Origin of the sequence: Bradyrhizobium sp. 40 (assembly GCF_023100925.1) — a bacterium.
In the GTDB taxonomy this organism is placed as follows: Bacteria; Pseudomonadota; Alphaproteobacteria; order Rhizobiales; family Xanthobacteraceae; genus Bradyrhizobium.
The window spans coordinates 5,814,194-5,835,779 of record NZ_CP064688.1; the positions used below are offsets into that span (position 1 = coordinate 5,814,194).

General features: G+C 64.5%; 23 protein-coding genes. 7 read left to right on the forward strand and 16 right to left on the reverse strand.

What is annotated here, in order from left to right:
• Positions 1 to 68 precede the first annotated feature (68 nt).
• Positions 69 to 1,175 carry an efflux RND transporter periplasmic adaptor subunit gene (locus IVB40_RS27940; protein WP_247816913.1) on the reverse strand — a complete coding sequence of 369 codons (1,107 nt, stop codon included), beginning with the start codon at positions 1,173 to 1,175 and terminating at the stop codon, positions 69 to 71.
• A gap of 220 nt (positions 1,176 to 1,395) precedes the next feature.
• Positions 1,396 to 2,727 (reverse strand): MFS transporter, encoded by a 1,332-nt coding sequence (locus tag IVB40_RS27945; RefSeq protein WP_247816914.1) that lies wholly within the window; start codon positions 2,725 to 2,727, stop codon positions 1,396 to 1,398.
• Between the two features lie 79 nt (positions 2,728 to 2,806).
• Here IVB40_RS27945 and IVB40_RS27950 point away from each other — a divergent pair, with 79 nt between their 5' ends.
• Positions 2,807 to 3,235: a DUF2809 domain-containing protein gene (locus tag IVB40_RS27950; protein WP_247816915.1), complete on the forward strand. Its 429-nt coding sequence runs from the start codon at positions 2,807 to 2,809 to the stop codon at positions 3,233 to 3,235.
• A 22-nt stretch (positions 3,236 to 3,257) separates the two neighbouring features.
• On the opposite strand, the gene IVB40_RS27955 is transcribed toward IVB40_RS27950, so the two are convergent.
• From IVB40_RS27955 to IVB40_RS27965, 3 genes are all read right to left on the reverse strand, one after another.
• A complete protein-coding gene (locus IVB40_RS27955) occupies positions 3,258 to 4,421 on the reverse strand; it encodes a crosslink repair DNA glycosylase YcaQ family protein (protein WP_247816916.1) in 1,164 nt (387 codons plus the stop codon).
• A gap of 115 nt (positions 4,422 to 4,536) precedes the next feature.
• The gene (locus IVB40_RS27960) at positions 4,537 to 4,791 is read right to left on the reverse strand and encodes a hypothetical protein (protein WP_027568519.1); all 255 of its coding nucleotides are present in this window, start codon (positions 4,789 to 4,791) and stop codon (positions 4,537 to 4,539) included.
• Positions 4,792 to 4,910: 119 nt separating this feature from the next.
• Positions 4,911 to 5,156, reverse strand: coding sequence for a hypothetical protein (locus IVB40_RS27965; RefSeq protein WP_027568518.1), 246 nt, complete (start codon positions 5,154 to 5,156; stop codon positions 4,911 to 4,913).
• 508 nt (positions 5,157 to 5,664) lie between these two features.
• Between IVB40_RS27965 and IVB40_RS27970 the strand changes: the two genes are divergently transcribed.
• Positions 5,665 to 6,306 (forward strand): OmpA family protein, encoded by a 642-nt coding sequence (locus tag IVB40_RS27970; RefSeq protein ID WP_247438733.1) that lies wholly within the window; start codon positions 5,665 to 5,667, stop codon positions 6,304 to 6,306.
• Between the two features lie 58 nt (positions 6,307 to 6,364).
• Here the strand turns inward: IVB40_RS27970 and IVB40_RS27975 are convergent, their stop codons facing one another.
• Positions 6,365 to 7,795, reverse strand: coding sequence for a phospholipid carrier-dependent glycosyltransferase (locus IVB40_RS27975; RefSeq protein WP_247816917.1), 1,431 nt, complete (start codon positions 7,793 to 7,795; stop codon positions 6,365 to 6,367).
• 51 nt (positions 7,796 to 7,846) lie between these two features.
• On the opposite strand from IVB40_RS27975, the gene IVB40_RS27980 reads away from it, so the two are divergent.
• Both IVB40_RS27980 and IVB40_RS27985 read left to right on the forward strand, forming a co-directional pair.
• Complete coding sequence (locus IVB40_RS27980) at positions 7,847 to 8,548, forward strand: FecR family protein (RefSeq protein WP_247816918.1); 702 nt, start codon at positions 7,847 to 7,849, stop codon at positions 8,546 to 8,548.
• A 2-nt stretch (positions 8,549 to 8,550) separates the two neighbouring features.
• Positions 8,551 to 9,690: a hypothetical protein gene (locus tag IVB40_RS27985; protein ID WP_247816919.1), complete on the forward strand. Its 1,140-nt coding sequence runs from the start codon at positions 8,551 to 8,553 to the stop codon at positions 9,688 to 9,690.
• 156 nt (positions 9,691 to 9,846) lie between these two features.
• Here the strand turns inward: IVB40_RS27985 and IVB40_RS27990 are convergent, their stop codons facing one another.
• The 3 genes from IVB40_RS27990 to IVB40_RS28000 form a co-directional block, all read right to left on the reverse strand.
• Entirely contained in the window at positions 9,847 to 10,335 is a 489-nt protein-coding gene (locus IVB40_RS27990) for a VOC family protein (RefSeq protein WP_027568513.1), read from the reverse strand.
• Positions 10,336 to 10,377: 42 nt separating this feature from the next.
• A complete protein-coding gene (locus IVB40_RS27995; RefSeq protein WP_247816920.1) occupies positions 10,378 to 10,806 on the reverse strand; it encodes a VOC family protein in 429 nt (142 codons plus the stop codon).
• A gap of 132 nt (positions 10,807 to 10,938) precedes the next feature.
• On the reverse strand, positions 10,939 to 11,451 hold the full coding sequence (locus IVB40_RS28000; protein ID WP_027568511.1) for a cupin domain-containing protein: 513 nt from the start codon (positions 11,449 to 11,451) through the stop codon (positions 10,939 to 10,941).
• A 128-nt stretch (positions 11,452 to 11,579) separates the two neighbouring features.
• Between IVB40_RS28000 and IVB40_RS28005 the strand changes: the two genes are divergently transcribed.
• A complete protein-coding gene (locus tag IVB40_RS28005; protein WP_007606928.1) occupies positions 11,580 to 11,798 on the forward strand; it encodes a CsbD family protein in 219 nt (72 codons plus the stop codon).
• A gap of 68 nt (positions 11,799 to 11,866) precedes the next feature.
• On the opposite strand, the gene IVB40_RS28010 is transcribed toward IVB40_RS28005, so the two are convergent.
• The 5 genes from IVB40_RS28010 to ggt form a co-directional block, all read right to left on the reverse strand.
• The gene (locus tag IVB40_RS28010) at positions 11,867 to 12,331 is read right to left on the reverse strand and encodes an FKBP-type peptidyl-prolyl cis-trans isomerase (RefSeq protein ID WP_007606926.1); all 465 of its coding nucleotides are present in this window, start codon (positions 12,329 to 12,331) and stop codon (positions 11,867 to 11,869) included.
• Positions 12,332 to 12,391: 60 nt separating this feature from the next.
• Positions 12,392 to 14,683 carry a xanthine dehydrogenase family protein molybdopterin-binding subunit gene (locus tag IVB40_RS28015; protein WP_247816921.1) on the reverse strand — a complete coding sequence of 764 codons (2,292 nt, stop codon included), beginning with the start codon at positions 14,681 to 14,683 and terminating at the stop codon, positions 12,392 to 12,394.
• A 2-nt stretch (positions 14,684 to 14,685) separates the two neighbouring features.
• On the reverse strand, positions 14,686 to 15,702 hold the full coding sequence (locus tag IVB40_RS28020; protein WP_247816922.1) for a xanthine dehydrogenase family protein subunit M: 1,017 nt from the start codon (positions 15,700 to 15,702) through the stop codon (positions 14,686 to 14,688).
• A gap of 4 nt (positions 15,703 to 15,706) precedes the next feature.
• Positions 15,707 to 16,321, reverse strand: a complete 615-nt coding sequence (locus IVB40_RS28025; RefSeq protein WP_247816923.1) for a (2Fe-2S)-binding protein — start codon at positions 16,319 to 16,321, stop codon at positions 15,707 to 15,709.
• A 172-nt stretch (positions 16,322 to 16,493) separates the two neighbouring features.
• Positions 16,494 to 18,080 carry a gamma-glutamyltransferase gene (gene ggt / locus IVB40_RS28030; RefSeq protein WP_247816924.1) on the reverse strand — a complete coding sequence of 529 codons (1,587 nt, stop codon included), beginning with the start codon at positions 18,078 to 18,080 and terminating at the stop codon, positions 16,494 to 16,496.
• A gap of 185 nt (positions 18,081 to 18,265) precedes the next feature.
• On the opposite strand from ggt, the gene IVB40_RS28035 reads away from it, so the two are divergent.
• Together IVB40_RS28035 and IVB40_RS28040 are read left to right on the forward strand one after the other, a co-directional pair.
• The gene (locus IVB40_RS28035) at positions 18,266 to 19,063 is read left to right on the forward strand and encodes a rhodanese-related sulfurtransferase (protein WP_247816925.1); all 798 of its coding nucleotides are present in this window, start codon (positions 18,266 to 18,268) and stop codon (positions 19,061 to 19,063) included.
• Positions 19,053 to 19,271, forward strand: a complete 219-nt coding sequence (locus IVB40_RS28040; RefSeq protein WP_007606917.1) for a SlyX family protein — start codon at positions 19,053 to 19,055, stop codon at positions 19,269 to 19,271. The genes IVB40_RS28035 and IVB40_RS28040 overlap by 11 nt, the downstream gene beginning before the upstream one ends.
• 6 nt (positions 19,272 to 19,277) lie before the next feature.
• Here IVB40_RS28040 and IVB40_RS28045 read toward each other — a convergent pair whose 3' ends face one another.
• Together IVB40_RS28045 and IVB40_RS28050 are read right to left on the reverse strand one after the other, a co-directional pair.
• Positions 19,278 to 21,182 carry a diguanylate cyclase gene (locus tag IVB40_RS28045; RefSeq protein ID WP_247816926.1) on the reverse strand — a complete coding sequence of 635 codons (1,905 nt, stop codon included), beginning with the start codon at positions 21,180 to 21,182 and terminating at the stop codon, positions 19,278 to 19,280.
• A 171-nt stretch (positions 21,183 to 21,353) separates the two neighbouring features.
• Complete coding sequence (locus IVB40_RS28050) at positions 21,354 to 21,569, reverse strand: hypothetical protein (RefSeq protein ID WP_007595236.1); 216 nt, start codon at positions 21,567 to 21,569, stop codon at positions 21,354 to 21,356.
• Between the last annotated feature and the right edge of the window lie 17 nt (positions 21,570 to 21,586).

Below are 21,586 nucleotides of genomic sequence, written 5' to 3' on the forward strand. Positions count from 1 at the left end.
CCGCTTCAGCCAAAGCATTTGCGCTCGGGCCGAAACTCACCTCACACGACGTAACTCGTAAGCGAGACTTAAAAGGACAGTGACGAGACGATCCGCACCCTCTGGCCCGGATCGAGCTTCTGCACACCGAGGGCGACGATCTTGGCGCCCTCTTCGACACCGCCGGTGATGACGACGTCGTTGCTCTCGTAGGACTTCACCGCGACCGGCTTCAGCGTGACCGCGCCGTTGTCGTCGACGACGTAGAAGGACGGCTTGCCGCCTTCGTTGAACAGCGCCGACAGCGGCAGCCGCGCGACGCGCTCGGTGGCGGCGTCCGACAGCGTCAGCGTCGCGGTCATGCCGAGCGAAACCTTGTCGTCGGCCTCGGGCAGCGAAAATTTGGCGAGATAGGTGCGCGTAGCGGGATCCGCGGTGGGCGCGATCTCGCGCAGCCTGGCCGTATATTTTTTGCCCGGCTCCGACCAAAGAGTGACGCTGGCGGCGCCCGATTTGGCACGTCCGACCAGCGTCTCAGGGATCGCGACGACCGCTTCCTTTTCGGCAAAGCGGGCGACACGGATCGAGGTCTGGCCTGCGGCAACCACCTGGCCAGGCTCGATCAGCGTTGCGGTGACGACGCCACGGGCGTCGGCGTTGAGCGTCGCGTAGGAAAGGGAATTGTTGGTCAGCTCGACCGAGCGCTCGGCCCGGTTCAGGCGGGCACGCGCCTCGTCGGCGGCGGCGCGGCTCGAATCCAGCTGCGCATCGGTGGTCCAGCCCTTGGCCTTCAAATCCTTGGCGCGCTGCTCGGCCGCGGCGGCCTGGGCCAGGACGCCGGTCGCAGCGGTCTGTTCGGCGACGGCTTGCTCGGCCTGGAGCTTCAGATCGACCTCATCGAGGACCGCGAGCGGCTGGCCGATTTCGACGGTCTGGCCGACTTCGACCAGACGCTTGGCGACCTTGCCGGCGACCCGAAAGCCCAGATCGCTCTCGATCCGCGGCCTGATCGTGCCGACGAAGCTGCGCTCGGGCTTTTCGGCATCGTAGTGCGCGGTGGCGACCAGGACCGGCCGCGGCGGCTCGGCCTTTTCAGCAACGCTATCATTGCACCCAGCGAGGGCGGCAGCCATCAGCGCCAACGAAACACCCGCCAAGAGCTTCGAATAGCTGGATAAAACGGTTCGGACGAACATCGGAGGACACTCCCTCGGCTGCAATGAGAGGAATGTCGACTAATCACTGACGAAAGTCAATATTCGTCAGTCATCAGGAAAGCGTGATCGTTAAGAGGTGGTAACCTCCGCGGTTGCCCTGGCGGAAGTCTGGGCTGTTAGAAGAAAGCGTCGCGCCGCGGGCCCTCCGGAGGGCCAGGCGGAAATGGGCCCTGGCTTTCGCCAAGGCGATATTTCGAGGCTACCGCCCCTGTTCGGCGAACTCGTGCTTGCTGTCGTGGCCGCCGATGAAGACCAGGATGCCGGCGATCAGCGGCAGCACCGCGAGCACGAGCAGTCCGCTCGAGGTCTGGCCGGTGGCTTCCTTGACCCAGCCGATCAGATACGGACCACCGAAGCCGGCGAGATTGCCGATCGAGTTGATCAGGGCGATGGCGCCGGCCGCCGCCGTGCCGGAGAGCCAGGCGGTCGGCAGGGTCCAGAACACGCCGAAGCAGCAGAACACGCCGATCGCGGCGACCGTCAGCACGATCATCGTCAGGGTGGGGTCGGTGAGATAGCTGGAGACGCCGAGCGCGATGGCGGTGAGCAGCAACGGCGCGCCGACATGCATCACGCGCTCGCGCGTGGCATCGGAATGCCGTGCCCACAGGATCATCGCGATGGTGCCGAACAAATAGGGGATCGCGGTGACGAAGCCGGTCTGGGCGTTGGTGAGGCCGAACGCCTTGACGATCTGCGGCAGCCAGAACTGCATGCCGTAGAGCGCGCCGACGAAGCCGAAATAGACCAGGCTCAGCATGATCACCTTCGGTGAGGACAGCGCCTCGCCGAGCGACAAATGCTTCACCGCCTGCTTGGCCGCGATCTCGGCATCGAGCTTGGTCTTGAGCCAGGCCTTCTGCTCGGCCGAGAGCCAATCCGCCTTCTCCGGCCTGTCGGTGAGATAGAACCAGGTGACGATGCCGAGCAGCACCGAAGGGATGCCCTCGATGATGAAAAGCCACTGCCAACCCTTCAGGCCCATCGCGCCGTCGAGCCCGAGCAGCAGGCCCGAGACCGGGGCGCCGATCACGGTGGAGACCGGCACGGCGATGGCGAAGGCCGCAAGGAAGCGGGCGCGATATTCGGCCGGATACCAATAGGTGAGATAGAGGATGATGCCGGGGAAGAAGCCGGCTTCGGCCACGCCGAGCAGGAAGCGCAGCACGTAGAAACTCGTGACGCCGCTCGTGAGCGCCATCAGCGCCGAGATGATGCCCCAGGTCACCATGATCCGGGCGATCCAGCGGCTGGCGCCGAACTTCTCCAGCGCCAGATTGCTCGGCACCTCGAAGATGAAATAGCCGATGAAGAAAATGCCGGCGCCCCAGGAGAAGATCAGCGGCGTGAATTTCAGCTCGGCATTCATGGTCAGCGCGGCGAAACCGAGATTGACGCGGTCGAGATAGGAGAAGAAGTAGGCCAGCACCAGGAACGGGATCAGGCGCCAGGAGATGGCGCGGATCGTCGAGGTCTCGATTTCCGACTTGGCTGCGCCGGTCGAACCGGCATAGGTCGTGGTCTGGCTCATGGCTTCCCCCGGGGTTGTTGCTTTTATGGGCTGATCCGGGGTTTTGAGCATCGCCGCAAAAGAGTCAATGGAGCAAGCAATGCAGCAGGCGCAACCGGTCAAAGCCATTGCGCCGCTTCGGACATCGCTGATCCGCGCCGGTCTGGCGCTGGCGGTTATTGCCTGCGGACTCTCGCTGCGCTGGTACGGCTTTCCGCTCGGCCTGCCCGCCTTCGTGGTGAAGTACGGCGGCTCGCTGCTATCGGCAACGATGGTCTTTCTGCTGGTCGGCGTTTTGCTGCCAAGGCTGTCACGGGCGCGGATCGCGGCCATTGCGATGGCGATCGCGGTCGTGGTCGAGTTCTCCCGGCTGGTACATATGCCTTGGCTCGACGCGTTCCGGCTGACCACGGCCGGGGCGCTGCTGCTCGGACGCATCTTCTCGCTGTGGAATCTGGCGGCTTATGCGATCGGGATTGCGTTCGGCGTTTGGATCGATCGTTTGGCGGGGATGCGTAGGGTGGATTAGCGAAGCGTAATCCATCCTACGATCAGTCGGCCAGTTGAAACCGCTCAAAACGATCGAGCTCCTCCTCGATCTTCCGTTTCAGCTCCTTGCGTCCCGCGGTCTTCTTCCCCTCGCCGACCCAGGTCCATTTCTGCATCAGCAGCTTCTTTGCCTGCCGGTCGGTCTTCAGATCGAGCGCGGCGACGATCTCGTCGCCGACCAGCACGGGCAGCGCGAAATAGCCGAGCTTGCGTTTGGCCTTCGGCACATAGGCCTCGAACAAATGATTGTAGCCGAAGATGAGATTGGTGCGCTTGCGCTGGATGATCAGCGGATCGAACGGCGAGAGGATATGGACGAGATCCGGCGGCGCGCGCTCGCCCGGCTCGAGCGCAGAAGGCAGCGCCCAGTGCTCCTGCTTGCCGGCATTGTCGATGGCGACAGGCACGAGCTCGCCACGGCGGACGCGCGAGGCGATCAGGGCAGCCACCGCCGGCTTGCGCGGCGCGTCGAGATGGCAGACCGAATCGAGGCTCACGACACCTTGCGATCGCAGCGCGCGATCGAGCAGATAGGCCGTAATGTCCTTCGCCGACGCCGGCTTCGGCAGCTTGTCCCAGCCGAAATGGCGCGTCATCAGCTCATAGGTCTTGAGCATGCCCTGGCGCTCGCTGACGGTCACGGCACCGGTATAGAAGGCGAGCTGCAACGCCCGCTTCGAGGGTTTTCGGCTTTGCCAGAGATGTTCCTTCTCGGTGAGCACGTCGTCCTCGATGTCGCGGATCGTCAGCGGACCGGCACGCACCAGCCGCATCACCTTGCGCATGTCGGCAGGCTTCACCGAGGCGAACCATTTGTGCCCCTCGCGGCGGTGCTCGCGCATCGCCGGCAGGAAGAAGCGGAAATCGCCGGCCGGCACGTAGGACAGCGCATGCGTCCAATATTCAAACACGCTCTTGTCGACGCTCTGGGCGTGGCGCAGGTCGGCGCGGCGGTAGGACGGGATCCGGCTGAACAGGATGTGGTGATGGCAGCGCTCGATCACGTTGATGGTGTCGATCTGCACATAGCCGAGATGGGCGACCGCGTCGGAGACGGCTTGCGCGCCGTCACCGAACGGCGCGCGCTCGTCCAGCCGCTGGGCATGAAGCCAGATTTGCCGGGCCTGTGTCGTGGTGAGTGGAATCGGTTTGGGCGCGCGGGACATTGCAGGAGGGAATGTAGCGGGATTCGCGCCGGGAGAAAGAAGCGGACTGGACGCAGCAAAAGAAAAGCCGCGCTGTCATCTGCTGACAGCGCGGCCGCTTGGCGTGGCCGAGGCCCTATTTCATCATCATGGCCTTCTGCGCCTTCATGTAATGCATGCAGCCGCCCTTCATCTTGCCATTGCTCATATCGGTGTTGGCCATAGCCATTTCCTTGTTGGCCGCGACCTTGGCCGGGGTATCGGCCGTGCCCATCATCATGGCTGTCGATTTCATCATGTTATCGCCGGTGCACGCCATCATGGCGGCGGATGCCGGCGAAAGGGAAAGGGTGAGCGCGACAAAAGCGGCGGCTGTGAGCAAGATCTTCATCGAAAAGTCTCCTCCGTAAAACGAAACCGGCGTCATGCCGGCCTTCGCAATACGTATTCTCCGGCGAAGACGTTTCGTAGAGAAGACAATTTTCTTGCTGCGGTGCGAAGACGGAGGGCTCAACGGCCAGCTTTCGGGGCTTTGGACCGGTCGCCAACGCTGCCTGTTGCGACATCGGGTTCGCACGAGGCCTTGCCGCGCTCCTCCGCCTGGCAGCGATAGACACTGCCGGTGAGACGATCGAGCAGCCACATGTTCTCGTCGGTCGGCGCTTGAAGCCCGACATAGCGGGAGGTCAGCCCCGTGATCAGGGTCGACAGCAGGATCGCCACCGCGATCATCGCCGCGCCGACGTAGATGGGCATGGAGCTCAGGGACACGGTCCGATCCGGCGGGCCACTGCGATAGAACTGGTAATCACTCGGCCTCGGCACTGGATGGAACTCGGCTCCCTTCGTTGCGCTTATGGGAGGCTCCACCCTAGGCGTCCATCTGGCCGAAAAATTGTCCGCGGACAGGCCATCGCGCGACGGCTTTGCGACAATCGGTCAGCACAGGTTTCCCCGAGTGAACCGGGCCCCGGCCCCCGAGCGGCACCGGGGCGCGGCGGTCCTCAGTGATGCGGATCACGACAGGACTGCGACGGCTCGAACGCTCGCCGGGCAGCGTGCGACCACTCTCTTCACGCGTTAGCGTCCGTCCTCGGAGTGGACCGCGAGTCGGCCCTCCACGAACCCGAAACCGCTCGAAATTCGCTACCATGGCCCCGGAGGGCCCCGTTTCCAAAGTGACCAAGATCACACCGGGGGTTTTGAACCTGCCCTATGCTTGCAGCATCAAATAGCCATCAGGCGTCACAACGAGGATACGACAATGACCCGTTTCAATAAGTCTTTTGCACTGAAGGCGATTACCCTCTCGGCACTTCTGTCGATGACGGCCGGCTTGGCCATGGCCGGCGACGGCAATGTCTCGACCAACCAGATCCTGGATGCATTGAAGCCGAAGTCGACGACCCGCGGCCTGTCCGCAGGTCCGCAGGTCGATCCGGCGGTGCAGGCCAAGGAATCGACGTTCCTGAACACCGTGCGCAACCGCTCGACGCGGTCGTTGTCGACGGGCGAGCGCGAGCAGATTGCCGAGCTCGCCGCGACCAAGCCGAAGATCGATCTGGAGATCCAGTTCGACTACAACTCGGCCGACATCGCCAAGACGTCGGTGCCGTCGGTGCAGGCGCTCGGCAAGGCGCTGTCCGATCCCTCGCTGAAGGGCTCGACCTTCGTGGTCGCCGGCCACACCGATGCGGTCGGCACGGAGGGATACAATCAGGGGCTCTCCGAGCGGCGAGCCGACACCATCAAGAAATATTTGGTGCAGAACTACGGCCTCACCGGCACCGATCTCGTCACCGTCGGCTACGGCAAGACCAAGCTGAAGGACACCGCCAACGGCGCCGACCCGATCAACCGCCGCGTCCAGGTCGTGAACATGGACACCAAGACCGCGTCGAAGTAATTCCCAGGTCATGGCCCATAAAAACGCCGCCTGCCGTTCCCCCCGGCAGGCGGCGATGTCATATCCAGCTTTGGAAAAGCATCAGCCGGTTGAAGGTCTGCATCGACGTGCCGACGAAGGCCGCCGAGATCGGCAGCATGGCGGCAAAGCCTGCTGCCGCGACCGCGACGTAGGCCCACAACAGCCAGCGTGGCAGACCGTCCCGGCGCAGCACGTAGACCAGCGCGAGCGACGCCACCGTCGCGGCCGGCAGATAGTAATAGATGAAGGCGAGCGTGCGCGGCAGCAACGCCCAGGCGAGCCAGGATCCGAAATAGAAGACCGCGATCAGGAACGCATCCCGGCGACGCGCGACGGCGAAGTCGCGCAGCACGACGGCGAGCGCGAGCAGCGCCGGCCACAGCACCAGGGGGTTACCGAGGAAAACGACCGCGGAGACATTGTCGTCCGCGCCCTTGTCGAACAGGAACCACACCGGGCGCGCGAGCAGCGGCCATGACGGCCACGCGCTCATATAAGTGTGGCCGGCGATGGCAGTGGTGGTGTTGTCGGCGAAGATCCGGCGCTGCGCCTCGACCAGATTCGGCAGCGACGCGCCATAGAGCGGGACGAAGGCCGCAAGATATGTCGCCGCGGGCAGGACGATGAAGCAGAGCACGACGTGATGTAATCTGAAGTCGGGCCAGAGATCGGGCCGGTACCAATCCCCCGGCTTCGCGTCGGCAAACATAGTGTGCCAGCCTTGCATCAGGCGGATCACCGCGACGATGACGATGCAGATTCCGAGCGGAAACAGGCCACTCCATTTGCAGGCCGCAGCGCAGCCGAACAAGCTGCCGGCAGCCGCGAACAATGCGTGAGGCCGGTCCTTTCGAAACCCGTGCATGAAGGCGGCAATCGCGAGCAGGCTGAAGCCGAGTGCAAAAATGTCGAGCATCGCGATGCGCGCCTGCACGTACAGCATCTGGTTGCAGCCGGCGATCAGTGCAGCGGCGATCGCAGGCCCTTGCGCGGCGAACAGTGCGAGGCCGCACAGATAGATCGCGACGATCGCGAGCGCGCCGAACAAGGTCGCCGGATAGCGCCAGCCCAGCGCGGTGTCGCCGAAGACCGCGATCGATAGCGCGATAAGCTCTTTCGCCAATGGTGGATGCATCGGATTGAGCATCGGTTGCGACATCGCTGGCGCCAGCATCTGCCGCGCCGCCGGCACGTAGTGCACTTCGTCGAAGACGAACTTCTCCGGCGTCGTGAGGCCTATCAGCAGTGCGAGATGCGCGACCAGGAAAATCGCGACAGCAATCACTGCGCTCCGCGACACCTTCGGAACCGCCGGCAACTCGAGTCGCATTTGTGGGGATGTTTTGCGTGGCAAATTTGCGTCACCGCGGAGAATAATAGAGATCGCGGTTTTCATTGAACGCATTCTGCCGCAACTGTCACTAAGCATAACGCAGGTCTCGCGCTGCTTGTGATAATTCCGCCACATCACAAGCGCGCCTGATCCGGTACGATCAGGGACACATCGATCGGTTGCGAAATGAATTTGCGTTTCTGGCTTTTCTCCACGCTCTTCTCGACCGCCTTGTGCGTGGCCCCTTGCGCGCAGGCGCAGACGCGCGTCGGTGAAGCCGTCGTGATCCAGAATGAAGTCGTTCGCGTCGCCGCGACAACGATGCCGATCAGCGTCGGCGACAGCATGCTGCGGGACGAGACCGTGCGCACCGGCGCCGGCAGCGCGGCGCGCTTCGTGATGGCCGACAGCACCAATCTGTCGCTCGGTCCGAGCGCGACGCTCAAGCTCGACCGCACCGTCTTCAACGACGAGCACAGCTATCGCGACGTCGCAATCCGCATGACGACTGGCGCATTCCGTTTCGTCACCGGGCATTCCGAGAAGACCGCCTACAAGATCACGACCCCGCTCGCGACCATCGGCGTGCGCGGAACCACACTCGATATCCTGTCCCAGCGCGGCCGCTCGGTCGTCGTGCTGCAGGACGGCGCCGCCAGTGTCTGCACGACGAGCCAACAATGCGTGCAGCTCACCCAGCCCGGCGACACCGCAATCATCACCTCGACCGGCGGCAAGGTCTCTATCAGCAAAACCAACACGCCGCCCTGGACCTTTGCCGCGACCTGCGCCGCGAGCGCGGGACTGTGCGCGGTCAACCAATATGCAGACGCATCGCCGACCATCACGCCCGCCGTCCATGACGACGGCATGCTGTGCGGACGCTGAAGATGGCGATATCCACCAACGTCATGCGCTTCACGCTCGCGAGCGTGCTGACCGCCGTGGCTGCGTTTGCGTTTGTCGCGGTCGATACCCGTCCGGCGGCAGCCGTTACGATTTGCGAATCCGAGTGCGGAGGGCCGACGCCAACCCCGGCGCCGAGCTATTCCCCCTCGCCGACGCCGACCTACAGCCCCTCGCCCTCGCCCAGCCCCTACCCGTCATCGTCGCCGAGCCCGACGCCGACACCGACCGGCGCGGATTCCAGCGGCGGCTCGATCGGCGGCCTTGCCAATCAGCGCTTCAACCAGATGATCACCAACCGGGTGCTCGGCACGGTGCTGCTCGGCGTCAACGAGCAGGTCAATTGCAGCAACTGCGTCAGCGCGTTCGGCTCCGCCGGCTCGTTCTCGGCCGGCATCCACGGCCGCAAGGAGCTGACCAACAATCTGTCGCTGCTCGCCGGCATCGCCTACACGCAATACAGCGAAGGCGGCTACAACATCACCAGCGCGCCGATCGGCGCATTTGCGCTGCGCTATGACTTCACCGACTGGGGCTCGTCGCGCCCGTTCTTCGACGTCGGCACGATCCTGACGCCGTGGGAGAAGGCGCGCTACACCCGCAGCTACAACACCAGCCTCGGCCCGGTGAGCGTCACGAGTTCGACCAACGCCGCGAACTACGCCGTCTACGGCCGCGCCGGCTGGATAAGTCGCGTGTCGCCCCGCGACGAGGTCGCCGCCTCGATCGAGGTCTGGCAGCTCTGGCAGCGCGTCTCGGGCTACACCGACAGCGCAGTGGCGTTCAATCCGTTCGACGCCAGCATCGCGACCGGCACCGACCGCACCAGCCTGGTCAAGATCGGGGGCCAGTGGACGCATCTCTACGGCAGCAACATCGAGGCCAACATCAACGGCGGCTGGGTGCAGTCATTCGCTGCCCATAGCGGCATCGTCGCCACCGTGACCGGCGACGGTGTGGTGGTGCCGACCATGGGCAACCAGGGCTGGTTCGAATATGGCGGCCGGCTCGGCTTCCGCGTGCAGAAGGGCTGGATCGTGGACCTGTTCGCCAACGGCACGCTCGGCCCGCAGCCGGTCGGCAACACCATCCATGGCGGCGTGGGGCTGCGGATCAATTATTAGCGGCGGGCCTTCGCCTCAAATTCCGCTGTCATGCCCCCGCTCGACCGGGGCATGCAGTACGCCGCGGCCTATCGATTGACCAACGGCCGTCTCGGCGTACTGGATCGCCCGGTCAAGCCGGGCGATGACAGTGAGTATGTGGCAAGGGCACGCCCTTCACGCCGCCGACTTGCCCTCGAACGCGCGGCGCAGGGTTTCCACGTCCAGCTTGACCATCTTCATCATGGCCTGCATTGCGCGTGCGGCAGCCGCCTTGTCGGGGCTCGAGAGGAATTCAAACATCACCTTCGGCACGACCTGCCAGGCCACGCCCCAGCGATCCCTGAGCCAGCCGCACTGCTCTTCCTTGCCGCCATGGGCCAGGAACGCATTCCAGACGCTGTCGACCTGGGCCTGATCGTCGCAATGGATCATCAGCGAGATCGCGTGGGTGTATTCCATTTTCATGCCGCCGTTGAGCGCGACCAGGGACTGTCCCGCCACCGAGAACTCGACGACGAGCACGGAGCCTTCCTTGCCGGACGGGCCATCTGAAACGTTGCGCTGAACATGCGTGATCGCCGAATTCGGCACGAGCGAGACGTAGAACTTCGCGGCTTCCTCGGCATCGCCGTTGAACCACATGCAGGGCACGAGCTTGGACATCGTGAATGCTCCTCTTCAGATTCTTGGTGTCGTGGGCTTAGATCAGGCGTTCGCCATGTCGGACTGCGCCGCGAAGGCTGCCATGTCCATCCAGTTCACGCCCCACATGTGGCCGTCCGGATCCTCGAAGCTGCGGCCGTACATGAAACTGTATTCGTCCTTCGGGCTGGGATCGGCGACCCCGCCTGCAGCCCCGGCCCTGCTGACGATATCGTCGACCTCGGTCCGGCTGTCCGCGGACAGGCAGAACAACGCTTGGTTTGAGATCTTTGCATCCGAGATCGGCTTCGGCGTGAACTGACGGAATTTTTCGTGGGTCGTCAGCATCGCGTAGATGGTCTCGGAAAAGACCATGCAGCTCGCCGTGTCGTCGCTGAATTGCGGGTTCCTGGTCGCACCGACCGCCTCGTAAAAGGCAGTGGCGCGCTTGAGGTCGGTCACGGGCAGATTGAGCAAAATCATCCTGGGCATCGGAGCTCCTTGGGCGGGGTTCTGCCCAAGGACGGACGGCCAAGCGGCGATCCGACACGGCTTCCGGATCTTTTTTTGGACCCTTACCTGCGAGGTTCTGTCGCACAGAACCCGCTGGCTTTCAGGCGCTCCTCACTTCTTCTCGTTCGGGTCGCGGTGAATGGGATCGACCCACAGCACGGTCTCGGGCTTCTCGACCGGCTCGATGTCGAGGTTGACCGCGACCGCCTCGCCATCGCTGCGCACCAGGACGCATTCCAACACCTCGTCCGGGCTGGCGTTGATCTCCTGATGCGGCACATAGGGCGGGACGAAAATGAAGTCGCCGGGGCCGGCTTCCGCGGTGAATTGCAGGCTCTCGCCCCAGCGCATCCGCGCCTTGCCCTTCACCACGTAGATGACGCTTTCGAGATGGCCATGGTGATGCGCGCCGGTCTTGGCGTCGGGCTTGATGCTGACCGTGCCCGCCCACAATTTCTGCGCACCGACGCGCGCGAAATTGATCGCGGCCGCGCGGTCCATGCCCGCCGTCGACGGCACATTGGTATCGAGCTGGTTGCCGGGAATGACGCGCACGCCGTCATGTTTCCAGCGATCGTCGTGATCGTGGTCATGGTGGGAATGCGAATGGTCATGGCCGGTCATGAGACTTGCTTTCTGTTGGTTCCGTGTGCGGCAAACTAACCCAAAGCCGCGACATCGAGCCATAACAAAATCGGAACCCTCATAGCCGTCGGACGTTGTCCTAGCGAGCAAAACGCGAGGAGAGTTTCATGGGTAGCACGACCGACAAGATCAAGGGCACCGCAAACGAGGCAATGGGCAAGGCCAAGCAGGGCGTCGGTGAAGCCACCGGGTCCGAGCGCCTGAAAGGTGAAGGTGCGGTCCAGGAAGTGAAGGGCAAGGGCCAGCAGGCCATGGGCGACGCCAAGGATGCCGCGAAGGACGCGGTCGATCGCGCCGCGGCCGCAGCCAAGCGAGCGACGGAATAAGACGAGATGACACCGTCGCATTGAAAGCGAAAAGACCGGCCTCTCGGCCGGTCTTTTTGTTTGCGGGCTTACTTCACCCCGAGCAATTCCACGTCGAACATCAGCGTCGCGTTCGGCGGGATCACGCCGCCTGCGCCGCGGGCGCCATAGCCGAGCTGCGGCGGAATGATCAGCGTGCGCTTGCCGCCGACCTTCATGGAGGCAACGCCCTCGTCCCAGCCGGCGATGACGCGCCCCTTGCCGATCGGAAATTCGAACGGCTCGTTGCGGTCGACTGACGAGTCGAATTTCTTGCCCTTCTGGCCGTTCTCGTAGAGCCAGCCGGTGTAGTGCATCACGCAGATCTGGCCGGGCTTGGGCGAAGCGCCGGTGCCGGCGACGCTGTCGGTGATCTGCAAACCTGAAGCTGTGGTCATGGTCTTCCCTGCGGTCTGGGCCGAGGCCGTGGTGGAAACGAAATCGGACACGCCGGCGATCACGGTGATCGCGAGTGCCGACATGATGGCGAGGAGCACGCGCTGTAAACGCTGCATAAGAGACCTTCCGTTTGAGGCGCAAGGTGTCTAGCGCAACGCCGACGCCGTTTCCACCCCTCACACCTCGATATTTTCGAGCCGCACGGGCAGCTTGCGAATGCGCTGGCCCGTGGCGTGATAGATCGCATTGCAGATCGCCGCATTGGTGCCGACATTGGCGAGCTCGCCGAGGCCCTTCACGCCTGCCGGGTTGATGTGATCGTCCTGCTCGGAGAGCAGAATCACCTCGACACCGGGCACGTCGGCATTCACGGGCACCAGATAGTCGGCAAGATTGTCGTTGACGTAGCGTGCATTGCGCTCGTCGATCTCGGTGGCCTCCAGCAGTGCCGAGGACATGCCCCAGATCAGGCCGCCCATGAGCTGGCTGCGCGCCGTGCGCGGATTCATGATGCGGCCCGCCGCGAACGCTCCGACCAGCCGGGGGCAGCGGATTTCATGGGTAAAGCGGTTGATGCGGACTTCGACGAACTCGGCACCGAAGGCATAGGCGATCTTGTCCTTCATCTGATGGCCACCGACGAGCCGCGCGTGCCCGCTGTGCATCGCCGTGAAGGAATCCAGCGGCGCGCCTTCGGGCTTCCACTCGCCATATTCCTCGACGATACCGACGCCGAGCGCGTCGAAGGCCTTCTCGAGATCGAGTGGACGATCGCTCTGCGCGGCCTGCGTGCTCGGCGCCTGGCTGATACCGACAGTCTCCTTGGCCTTGTCGGCGAGACTGTCGCTCGGCATCACGGCCTTGAACAGCCTTTGGCGAATCCGGTCGCACACCATCATCACCGCCGAGCAGGTGCTGGCAGTCGAGTTCGAACCGCCGGCAACAGGCGCCGGCGGCAGATCGCTGTCACCCAGAAAGACCGCGACCTTCTCCAGGGGTACGCCGAGCCGCTCGGCCGCGGTCTGGGCGATGACGGTATACGCACCGGTGCCGATCTCGTGACCGGCGATCTCGACCCGGGTACGGCCGTCACGCTGGAGGCGAACGCGCGCGGCAGAGGGCGCCATCTGCGTCGGATAGCAGGTGGCGGCACAGCCATAGCCGACCAGCCAGTCGCCGTCCGACATCGATTTCGGCTGCGGCGAACGCTGCGACCAGCCGAACGCCTTCGCGGCCTCGTCGAAGCACGCCATCAATGACCGCGATGTATAGGGCTTGCCGCCGATCGGCTCGACGGTGGTGTCGTTGATGCGGCGGAGCTCGACGGGGTCCATGTTCAGCTTCACCGCGAGCTCGTCCATCGCGCTCTCCAGCGCGAAGAGATACGGCACCTCGGGCGGTGAACGCATGAAGCCCGGCGTGTTGCGGTCGGCGCGCACGATCGAGACCAGACTGGCGACGTTCGGGCAGGCATAGAGCCGCGTCGTGGTCTTGGTGCCGCCGACGCAATAGGCATCCGGACGCGACGAAACCTCCGCGCCGTCGTGCCTCAAGGCCACCAGCTTGCCGTCCCGTCCCGCACCAAGCTTGATCGCATGGCGCGTCTCGGCGCGATGGGTGGCGATGGTGAAACCCTGGTCGCGGGTCGGCACCAGCTTGATCGGCCGGTTCAGGCGTTTGGCAATGCTGGCGATGATGGCGGTCCGCGGCGTCATCGAGCCGCGCGAACCAAAGCCGCCGCCGACATAGGGATTGACGACACGGACCTTGTCGGCGTCGATGCCGAGCTGCTCGGCGACACCGTTCTTCAGGCCATAGACATACTGGCTGCCCTCGTAGATGACGAGCTCGTCGCCCATCCAGGCGCAGCTCGTCGTAAACAGCTCCATCGGATTGTGGTGCTGGGTCGGCGTTTCATAGGAGCCGGTGAGCTTGACCTCGGCCGCGTCGTACGCCTTGGCGAAATCGCCGACCTCCGGGTCTTCCTTGAACTGTGCGTTCTGTCCTTTTGCCGCTGCCGTGGTGGTCCCCGGCGAGTCGAAGCTCGCACTCGGCATTACGGCCGTGTAGCTGACCTTGACGCGATTGGCGGCCTCGCGCGCCGCCTCGTAACTCTCGGCGATGACGACGGCGATGATCTGGCCGTCATGGGCGATGTCGGCCGATTTCAGCGGCTGGATCGTGGTGCCGGCATAGCCGCCATTGCTGAACAGTTTCGATTCCTTCAGCTTCGGGGCGTTCTCGTGCGTGACGATGTCGATCACGCCGCGGATCCACCTGGCATCATCGAGATCGAAACTGTCGATGTGGCCCTTGGCGATGGCGCTCGTGACCAGGAATGCGTAGGCAGGATTGTCGAGCGGCATGTCGGATGCATATGTCGCCCGGCCCGTGACCTTTGCGGCCGCATCGTAGCGCGGCACGGGCCGGCCCATGTTTGCCTTCGGCTCGGGAGCTGCAGCGGTCATGATCAGATCTCCATCGTTACGGCCTGCTGGAGCGCGCGCGCCACCACGCGCTTGCCGAGCGCGATCTTGAAGCTGTTGTGCCGGCGGCCCCTGGCGTCCGCAAACGCGGCATCGGCCACACGCTGCGCCAGACCGTCGTCGAATTTCTGTCCCTTCAGCAGCGCCTCCGCCTCGCGGGCCCGCCACGGCACGGTGGCGACGCCGCCGAGCGCGACACGCGCATCCCTGATCGTGCCGTCCTGCACGTCGAGCGCGACCGCAGCCGACGACAGCGCGAACTCGTAGGACTGCCGGTCGCGCGCCTTGAGATATACCGAGCGCGGCCAGCGGCCGTGAATGGAGAACGCAGAGATCAGCTCACCGGGCCGAAGCGTGGTCTCGATGTCGGGCGTGTTGCCGGGCGCCTTGTGCAAATCTGCGAACGGCAGGCTGCGCGCACCGGACCTGCCGGTGATCTCGACCATCGCATCCAGCGCGATCAACGCCTGGGCGAAATCACCGGGATAGGTCGCGATGCAATGATCGGACGTACCCAGCACCGCATGCATGCGATTGACGCCATCCATGGCGGCACAGCCCGAGCCAGGATTGCGCTTGTTGCAATTCTCATAGGAGACATCACGGAAATAGCTGCAACGCGTTCGCTGCATCACATTGCCGCCGAGGGTCGCCATGTTGCGCAGCTGGGCGCTGGCGGCGAGCTGCAGGGAATTCGCGATCACCGGATAGTGGCGCTGGATCTCGGCATGCGCGGCCACGTCGGACATCTTGGCGAGCGCGCCCAGCCGTAAGCCATCACTGCCGGGCTCGATCGCCGACCAGCCCCGCGCCAGCGGGCTGATATCGACAATCGCCGCGGGCCGCATCACGTCCAGCTTCATCAGGTCGATCAGCGTGGTGCCGCCCGCGAGCGGCTGCGCCGTAGCCTTGGTCAGCGGATTGTTCGCGGCCACGGCAGCGCTGAGCACCTGCACGGCCATGTCGGGGTCTGTTGCCCTTTGATACGAAAACGGTCGCATGCGCCTAGCCTTTCATGATCTCGGGCGCGGCCTGCTTCACGGCGGCGACGATATTGGGGTAGGCGGCGCAGCGGCAGATGTTGCCGCTCATGTATTCGCGGATGTCGGCCTCGCTGCCCGCATGCCCCTCCTTGACGCAGGCCACGGCGGACATGATCTGGCCCGGCGTACAATAGCCGCATTGAAACGCGTCGTTGTCGACGAAGGCCTGCTGCATCGGATGCAGATGATCGTCGGTGGCAAGGCCTTCGATCGTGGTGATCTCCTGCCCCTCGGCCGCCAGCGCGAGCGTCAGGCACGACACCACGCGTCGATCGTCGATCAGGACCGTGCAGGCACCACATTGGCCGTGGTCGCAGCCCTTTTTGCTGCCGGTGAGCTTGAGATGCTCCCGCAGCGCGTCGAGCACCGTCGTGCGCGCGTCGATGTGCAGGCGCTTGTCCTTGCCATTGACCCGCAGCGTGACATCGACAGGAAGCACCGGATCCTGGGCGGTCAACGCGCTCGCATCCTGCGCGGCCGCGCGCGCCGTCATGGGGACCAGCGCAGTGCCGGCGGCGCCGGCCATGAACGCGCGCCGATCGAATCCGGACGGTCCGGAACCTGGTTTTTCCGACATGGGAGGGCCTCCGCCGCTTGGAGCAAAAGCAGCGCACGCCTGCACCGCTCATCGGCCCTTAACCTGAAGCAATGAACTCCGTTCCGAACGAGAAAGGGCGACGCAGCAAATGCCGCGTCGCCCCTGCGTCAACTTTTCCTGATCTTGCGCGGGGAACTGCGTCCCGCGGGGGTCAATATCCGAGCGCGCAACCATCCTTGCGCGGATCGGAACCGCCGGTGAGCGTGCCCTTGTCCCAGTCGATCCAGATCGCCTGCGCGCCGCCGAGCGGACTGACGACGCTGGTGGTCTTGTGGCCGAGCTTCTTCAGGCCTTCGACGATATTGGCCGGCACGCTGTCCTCGAGCTGGTATTGGCCTTCGTAGTGCAGGCCGCGCGGCATATCGATCGCCTCCTGCACGTCGCAGCCATAATCGAGGATGTTGGTCACCACATGGGTCTGGCCAACCGGCTGATACTGTCCGCCCATCACCGCGAACGGCATCACGGAACGGCCGCCCTTGGTGAGTAGGCTCGGCATGATCGTGTGCAGCGGGCGCTTGCCGCCGGCGATGCAATTCGGATGGCCGGGCTGGATGCGGAAGCCGCCCGCGCGGTTCTGGAGCAGAACCCCGGTCTTACTCGAGACGATCGCCGAGCCGAAGGAATGCGCGACCGAGTTGATGAACGAGCAGACGTTGCGGTCCTTGTCCACGACGGTGATGTAGATGGTCGAGGGATTCATCGGCGGCGCGACGTTCGGCAGGTCGAGCATGCCGTCCATGCGGATCTTGTCGATGTGCTCGTTGCAGTATTCCTTGGCGAGGATCTTGGCGACCTCGACCTGCATATGCTCGGGATCGGCGACATGCAGCTCGCGGTGCATGTAGGCGATGCGCGCGGCCTCGGCTTCGAGGTGGAAGCGCTCGATGCTGAGCGGCGCGTATTTCGTCAGGTCGAACCGCGACAGGATGTTCAACATCAGCAGCATGGTGAGGCCGGGTCCGTTCGGCGGGCACTGCCAGACGTCGTAGCCCTTGTACATGGTGCCGATCGGCGTCGTCGTCTCGGTGGTGTGCGCGGCGAAATCGTCGAGCGTGTGCAGGCCGCCGATTCCGCGCAGGGTCTCCACCATGTCTTCCGCGATCGGGCCCTTGTAGAAGGCGTCGCGGCCGACCTTGGCGATCGCCCGCAGCGTCTTGCCGAGCTCGGCCTGGCGGATGACGTCGCCGGCCACCGGCGGCTTGCCGTGCGGCAGCAGATAACGCTCGGTGTTGGTGCCACCCTTCAACTTCTCGAACTGGTTCTTCCAGTCGAAGGCGATGCGAGGGGCGACGACGTAGCCTTCCTCGGCCGCCTTGATCGCGGGCTGCAGCAGCCGGTCGAAGCCGAACTTGCCGTGATCGCGCAAAACGGTCGCAAAGGCGTCTATCACGCCGGGGATCGAGACCGCATGCGCCGAGGTCAGCGGCACGGAGTTGATCTTGCGCTCGAGATACCAGTCGGCGTTCGCCGCCTTCGGCGCGCGCCCCGAGCCGTTATAGGCGATGATCTTGCCCTCGCCGCGCGGCTGGATCAGCGCAAAGCAGTCGCCGCCGATGCCGGTCGATTGCGGCTCGATCACGCCGAGAATGGCCGAACCCGCGACGGCCGCGTCCACCGCCGTGCCGCCCTCGCGCAGCACCTCGATCGCGGCGAGCGACGCCTGCGGATGCGAGGTCGCCACCATCGCGTTGGTGGCGTGGACCGTGGACCTGCCGGGGAAATGGAAGTTTCTCATCGAATTCTTTGCTCTCATTGGGCGGATGGCGCGGATGGCGCGCCGGCTCGGAAAACCGGGCCTACATGACACATTCCGGCCGGCCGGGGCAATGCTGGCATGCCAGGGAAATGGCTGCCATCCGCTGGGAATAGAGCTGCTCGTTGCGGGTTTTCCGGGCTGGCTCCGCCTGCTAAACGGGCGCCATGATTTGCAAGGTCGCCGCCTTCTACCAATTCGCTGCCCTGCCCGATTACCGCGAGCTGCGGGAGCCGCTGCGCGCGTTCTGCGCAGGCCTGGCGCTGAAGGGCAGCGTGCTACTCGCGCAGGAGGGTATCAACGGCACCGTCGCGGGCCCGGGCGAGGCGATCGACGCCCTCGCCCATGAGCTCGCGCACGGCGACATGTTCGGTGGCAGGTTGAACAATCTCGAACTGAAATTCTCGACCGCCGAGACGATGCCGTTCGGCCGGCTCAAGGTGCGGCTGAAAAAGGAGATCGTCACGCTGGGTGACGAAACCGCCGATCCGACGCGGCAGGTCGGCACCTATGTCGATGCGAGCGAATGGAACGCGCTCATCGCGGCGCCCGATACGCTGGTGCTCGACACCAGGAACGCCTTCGAGGTGGCGATGGGGACGTTCGACGGCGCGCTCGACCCGGGCATCAGGAGTTTCGGCCAGTTCAAGGATTTTGCGGCTGAGCAGCTCGATCCCGCCAAACACCGCAAAATCGCGATGTTCTGCACCGGCGGCATCCGCTGCGAGAAGGCGAGCGCGCATCTGCTCGCGCGCGGCTTTGCCGAGGTCTATCACCTCAAGGGCGGCATTCTCAAATATCTGGAAGAGGTGCCGGAGGCCGAGAGCCGCTGGCGCGGCGAATGCTTCGTGTTCGACGAGCGCGTCGCGCTCGGCCATGGTTTGCAGCAACTTGGTTTGCAACAACTTGATTTGCAGGAATGTGGATTACGCGAACGGGACAAGGACGCGGCACGTGACGAATGAGATCAAGACGCTCGGCGAGCGCATCGACACGTTGGAGACGCGCCTCGCCTATCAGGACGACGCGATCGAGACGCTGAACCAGACCATCACCGCGCAGTGGAAGCAGATCGACGCGCTGACGCGGAGGATCGCGGAGCTCGGCGAGCGGCTGCAGGAGGCCGAGGCGAATGCGCCGGGAGCGGCCAATGAGCGTCCGCCGCATTATTGAGCGGGGTTACTGACCGGACGCCTTGAGCAGGAGGTTGCTCACCTCGCCCGACATCATCAGCCGGTTGCGCCCGGCCTCCTTGGCGGCATAGAGCGCCTGGTCGGCGGCCTCGATCAGCGACACTACGCCGGCCGTGCGCTCCAACGCCGGCCGGCAGGCAGCACCGCCGAGCGAAGCGGTGACGCAGCCAGCCACATGGTTGCTGGTGTGAACCAAGCCCGCATCGCGGATCGCCCGTCGAATCCGGTCGCCGATCAGGGCGCAGCCCGCAGCGTCGGTGTTCGGCAGCAGCATGGCGAACTCCTCGCCGCCATAGCGCGCCGCCAGATCGCCGGAACGATGCATCTCGGCGGCGATGATCTGCGCCACCTGCCGGAGGCAGGCATCGCCGGCTGGATGGCCGTATTCGTCGTTGTAAGACTTGAAGTGGTCGACGTCGATCATCAGCAAAGAGAGGCTGGAGCGCTCGCGATAGGCACGCGCCCACTCCTCCTTCAATCGTTCATCGAAGCGGCGGCGATTGGCGAGCCCGGTGAGGCTGTCCTCGATCGCGAGCGTTTCCAGCCGGGTCTCGAGCTTCTTCTGCTCGGTGATGTCGCGCGAGATCGCGACCACGCCGTCCACGCGGCCATTCTCCTTGCGGGTCACCCGCATGGTCGATTCGAGCCAGACTTCGGCGTTCTGCCGGTGCGCGTTGCGATAGGTGACGCGCACCTCCTCCTTCTCGCCGCGTTTCATGGCGTCGACGAGAGCCTGCACCTGCGGCCGGTCGTCCGCGTGAATGCCGGCGAGCGCGAGGGTACCGATCAGCTGATTGGCGCGCCAGCCGACGACGCCAATCGACGATGGCGAGACATAGCGCAACCGCTCGTCGAGGCCGATCCGCGTGACCATGTCGCTGGAGCCTTCGGCAAGAAGTCGGAAATGCGCTTCTTTCTCGACCAGCGCGGCCGCCATGCTCTGGCCCCGTTGCAACTGCCGCACCAGCACCGCACCGATGATCGCGATCAGCATGACCAGCGCGAGCACGTAGAGCATGCGAGAGGTCGCCGCAGAGCGCCAGGGCGCCAGCAGTTCGGCCTTATCGACGGTGGCGAGCAGGACCAGCGGATAGCGGCCAGAGCGCTTGAAGAAGCTGACCCGGTCGGCGCCGTCGAGCGGCGACTTGAAATGATAGGCGCCGCCCGGCCGCTGCAGGCTGGCGTCGCGGAACAGCGGCGTGTCGGCAACGCTGCGACCGACGAACCTGTCGTTGCTCGGGTTGCGCGCGATGATCAGGCCGTCGCCGTGCGTCAACGCCACCGAGCTGTTGCGGCCGATCTCGAACTGTTCGTAGAAATGCGAGAGATATCCCGAGCTGATGGTCGCGAGCACCACGCCACCGAAGCTGCCGTCGGGCTTGTTGAAACGGCGCGACAAGGTGACGACCCATTCGCCGTCGAGCAGGCTCTTCACGGGCCGGCCGACATGGGGCTCCCGTTTCGGCGAGAGCTGGTGATACCGGAAGAACGCGTCGTCGTTGAGGGTCGAGCCGATCGTGCCGGGCGAGGTCAACCAGTTGCCGCGGTCGTCGATGATGGCGAGGCTGTGGATGCGCTCTATCGCCTTCTTGCGCGCCTCCAGCAGGGTTCTGAGCTTGGCGATCGTGGCCGGCTCGGCGCCGTCCATCTCCAGCCGGCTGACGACACCGACGACGCCTGAATCCAGCAGATCGAGGCTGTCCTCGGCATGCTGCGTCAGCGAGCGAGCAACATTCGCCATCTCGGTCTCGGCACCCTTGAGCACCGCGTCGCGCGCCGCCCATTCCCGCCAGCCGCTGACGCCGAGGATGGCCACGCAGGTCAGCGCGACGAACGCAGCTGCCCGCAGCGGCAGGCGGCTCCATCCGGCTCTTTGGGTCACAGCGCTCATGCAGCAGAAATCTCCGATCGCCGGAACTTCTGCCGCTTCTGTTATTGAACTCTGAAACGTCGGGATAAATATGCAGTGATGTCCCCGGTTTTCCGTAGTCGTACGGACGCCGGACTCAGCGCATCGCTAACAAGGCATTAGCAAACCTATCGGAATCCGGCGCACCCGCCGCTAGCTGAAGATGGCCTTAACCTTGTCCCAGAGCGAGGGATTGTCGGCCTCCGCATCGGCCTTCGAGGGCGTCGGCTGGGCGGCGCTCACGGGATCGGATGCCGGGAAGGTATCCTTCAGCCCGGCGTCGAGCTTGGCGTGGCGGTCGGCGGCGAGGGCTTCGTGCAGATCGTCGGCGTGCTTGTCATGCGGCGCGGGGTTGAATGTCTCAGCCATGGTCTCGTCCTCCGTTG

Excerpts from the sequence above, each read along its gene's own strand:
- IVB40_RS27940 (WP_247816913.1), bottom strand. The coding sequence starts at position 1,175 with ATGTTCGTCCGAACCGTTTTATCCAGCTATTCGAAGCTCTTGGCGGGT.
- IVB40_RS27945 (WP_247816914.1), bottom strand. The coding sequence starts at position 2,727 with ATGAGCCAGACCACGACCTATGCCGGTTCGACCGGCGCAGCCAAGTCG.
- IVB40_RS27950 (WP_247816915.1), top strand. The coding sequence starts at position 2,807 with ATGCAGCAGGCGCAACCGGTCAAAGCCATTGCGCCGCTTCGGACATCG.
- IVB40_RS27955 (WP_247816916.1), bottom strand. The coding sequence starts at position 4,421 with ATGTCCCGCGCGCCCAAACCGATTCCACTCACCACGACACAGGCCCGG.
- IVB40_RS27960 (WP_027568519.1), bottom strand. The coding sequence starts at position 4,791 with ATGAAGATCTTGCTCACAGCCGCCGCTTTTGTCGCGCTCACCCTTTCC.
- IVB40_RS27965 (WP_027568518.1), bottom strand. The coding sequence starts at position 5,156 with ATGCCCATCTACGTCGGCGCGGCGATGATCGCGGTGGCGATCCTGCTG.
- IVB40_RS27970 (WP_247438733.1), top strand. The coding sequence starts at position 5,665 with ATGACCCGTTTCAATAAGTCTTTTGCACTGAAGGCGATTACCCTCTCG.
- IVB40_RS27975 (WP_247816917.1), bottom strand. The coding sequence starts at position 7,795 with ATGTGGCGGAATTATCACAAGCAGCGCGAGACCTGCGTTATGCTTAGT.
- IVB40_RS27980 (WP_247816918.1), top strand. The coding sequence starts at position 7,847 with ATGAATTTGCGTTTCTGGCTTTTCTCCACGCTCTTCTCGACCGCCTTG.
- IVB40_RS27985 (WP_247816919.1), top strand. The coding sequence starts at position 8,551 with ATGGCGATATCCACCAACGTCATGCGCTTCACGCTCGCGAGCGTGCTG.
- IVB40_RS27990 (WP_027568513.1), bottom strand. The coding sequence starts at position 10,335 with ATGTCCAAGCTCGTGCCCTGCATGTGGTTCAACGGCGATGCCGAGGAA.
- IVB40_RS27995 (WP_247816920.1), bottom strand. The coding sequence starts at position 10,806 with ATGCCCAGGATGATTTTGCTCAATCTGCCCGTGACCGACCTCAAGCGC.
- IVB40_RS28000 (WP_027568511.1), bottom strand. The coding sequence starts at position 11,451 with ATGACCGGCCATGACCATTCGCATTCCCACCATGACCACGATCACGAC.
- IVB40_RS28005 (WP_007606928.1), top strand. The coding sequence starts at position 11,580 with ATGGGTAGCACGACCGACAAGATCAAGGGCACCGCAAACGAGGCAATG.
- IVB40_RS28010 (WP_007606926.1), bottom strand. The coding sequence starts at position 12,331 with ATGCAGCGTTTACAGCGCGTGCTCCTCGCCATCATGTCGGCACTCGCG.
- IVB40_RS28015 (WP_247816921.1), bottom strand. The coding sequence starts at position 14,683 with ATGACCGCTGCAGCTCCCGAGCCGAAGGCAAACATGGGCCGGCCCGTG.
- IVB40_RS28020 (WP_247816922.1), bottom strand. The coding sequence starts at position 15,702 with ATGCGACCGTTTTCGTATCAAAGGGCAACAGACCCCGACATGGCCGTG.
- IVB40_RS28025 (WP_247816923.1), bottom strand. The coding sequence starts at position 16,321 with ATGTCGGAAAAACCAGGTTCCGGACCGTCCGGATTCGATCGGCGCGCG.
- ggt (WP_247816924.1), bottom strand. The coding sequence starts at position 18,080 with ATGAGAAACTTCCATTTCCCCGGCAGGTCCACGGTCCACGCCACCAAC.
- IVB40_RS28035 (WP_247816925.1), top strand. The coding sequence starts at position 18,266 with ATGATTTGCAAGGTCGCCGCCTTCTACCAATTCGCTGCCCTGCCCGAT.
- IVB40_RS28045 (WP_247816926.1), bottom strand. The coding sequence starts at position 21,182 with ATGAGCGCTGTGACCCAAAGAGCCGGATGGAGCCGCCTGCCGCTGCGG.
- IVB40_RS28050 (WP_007595236.1), bottom strand. The coding sequence starts at position 21,569 with ATGGCTGAGACATTCAACCCCGCGCCGCATGACAAGCACGCCGACGAT.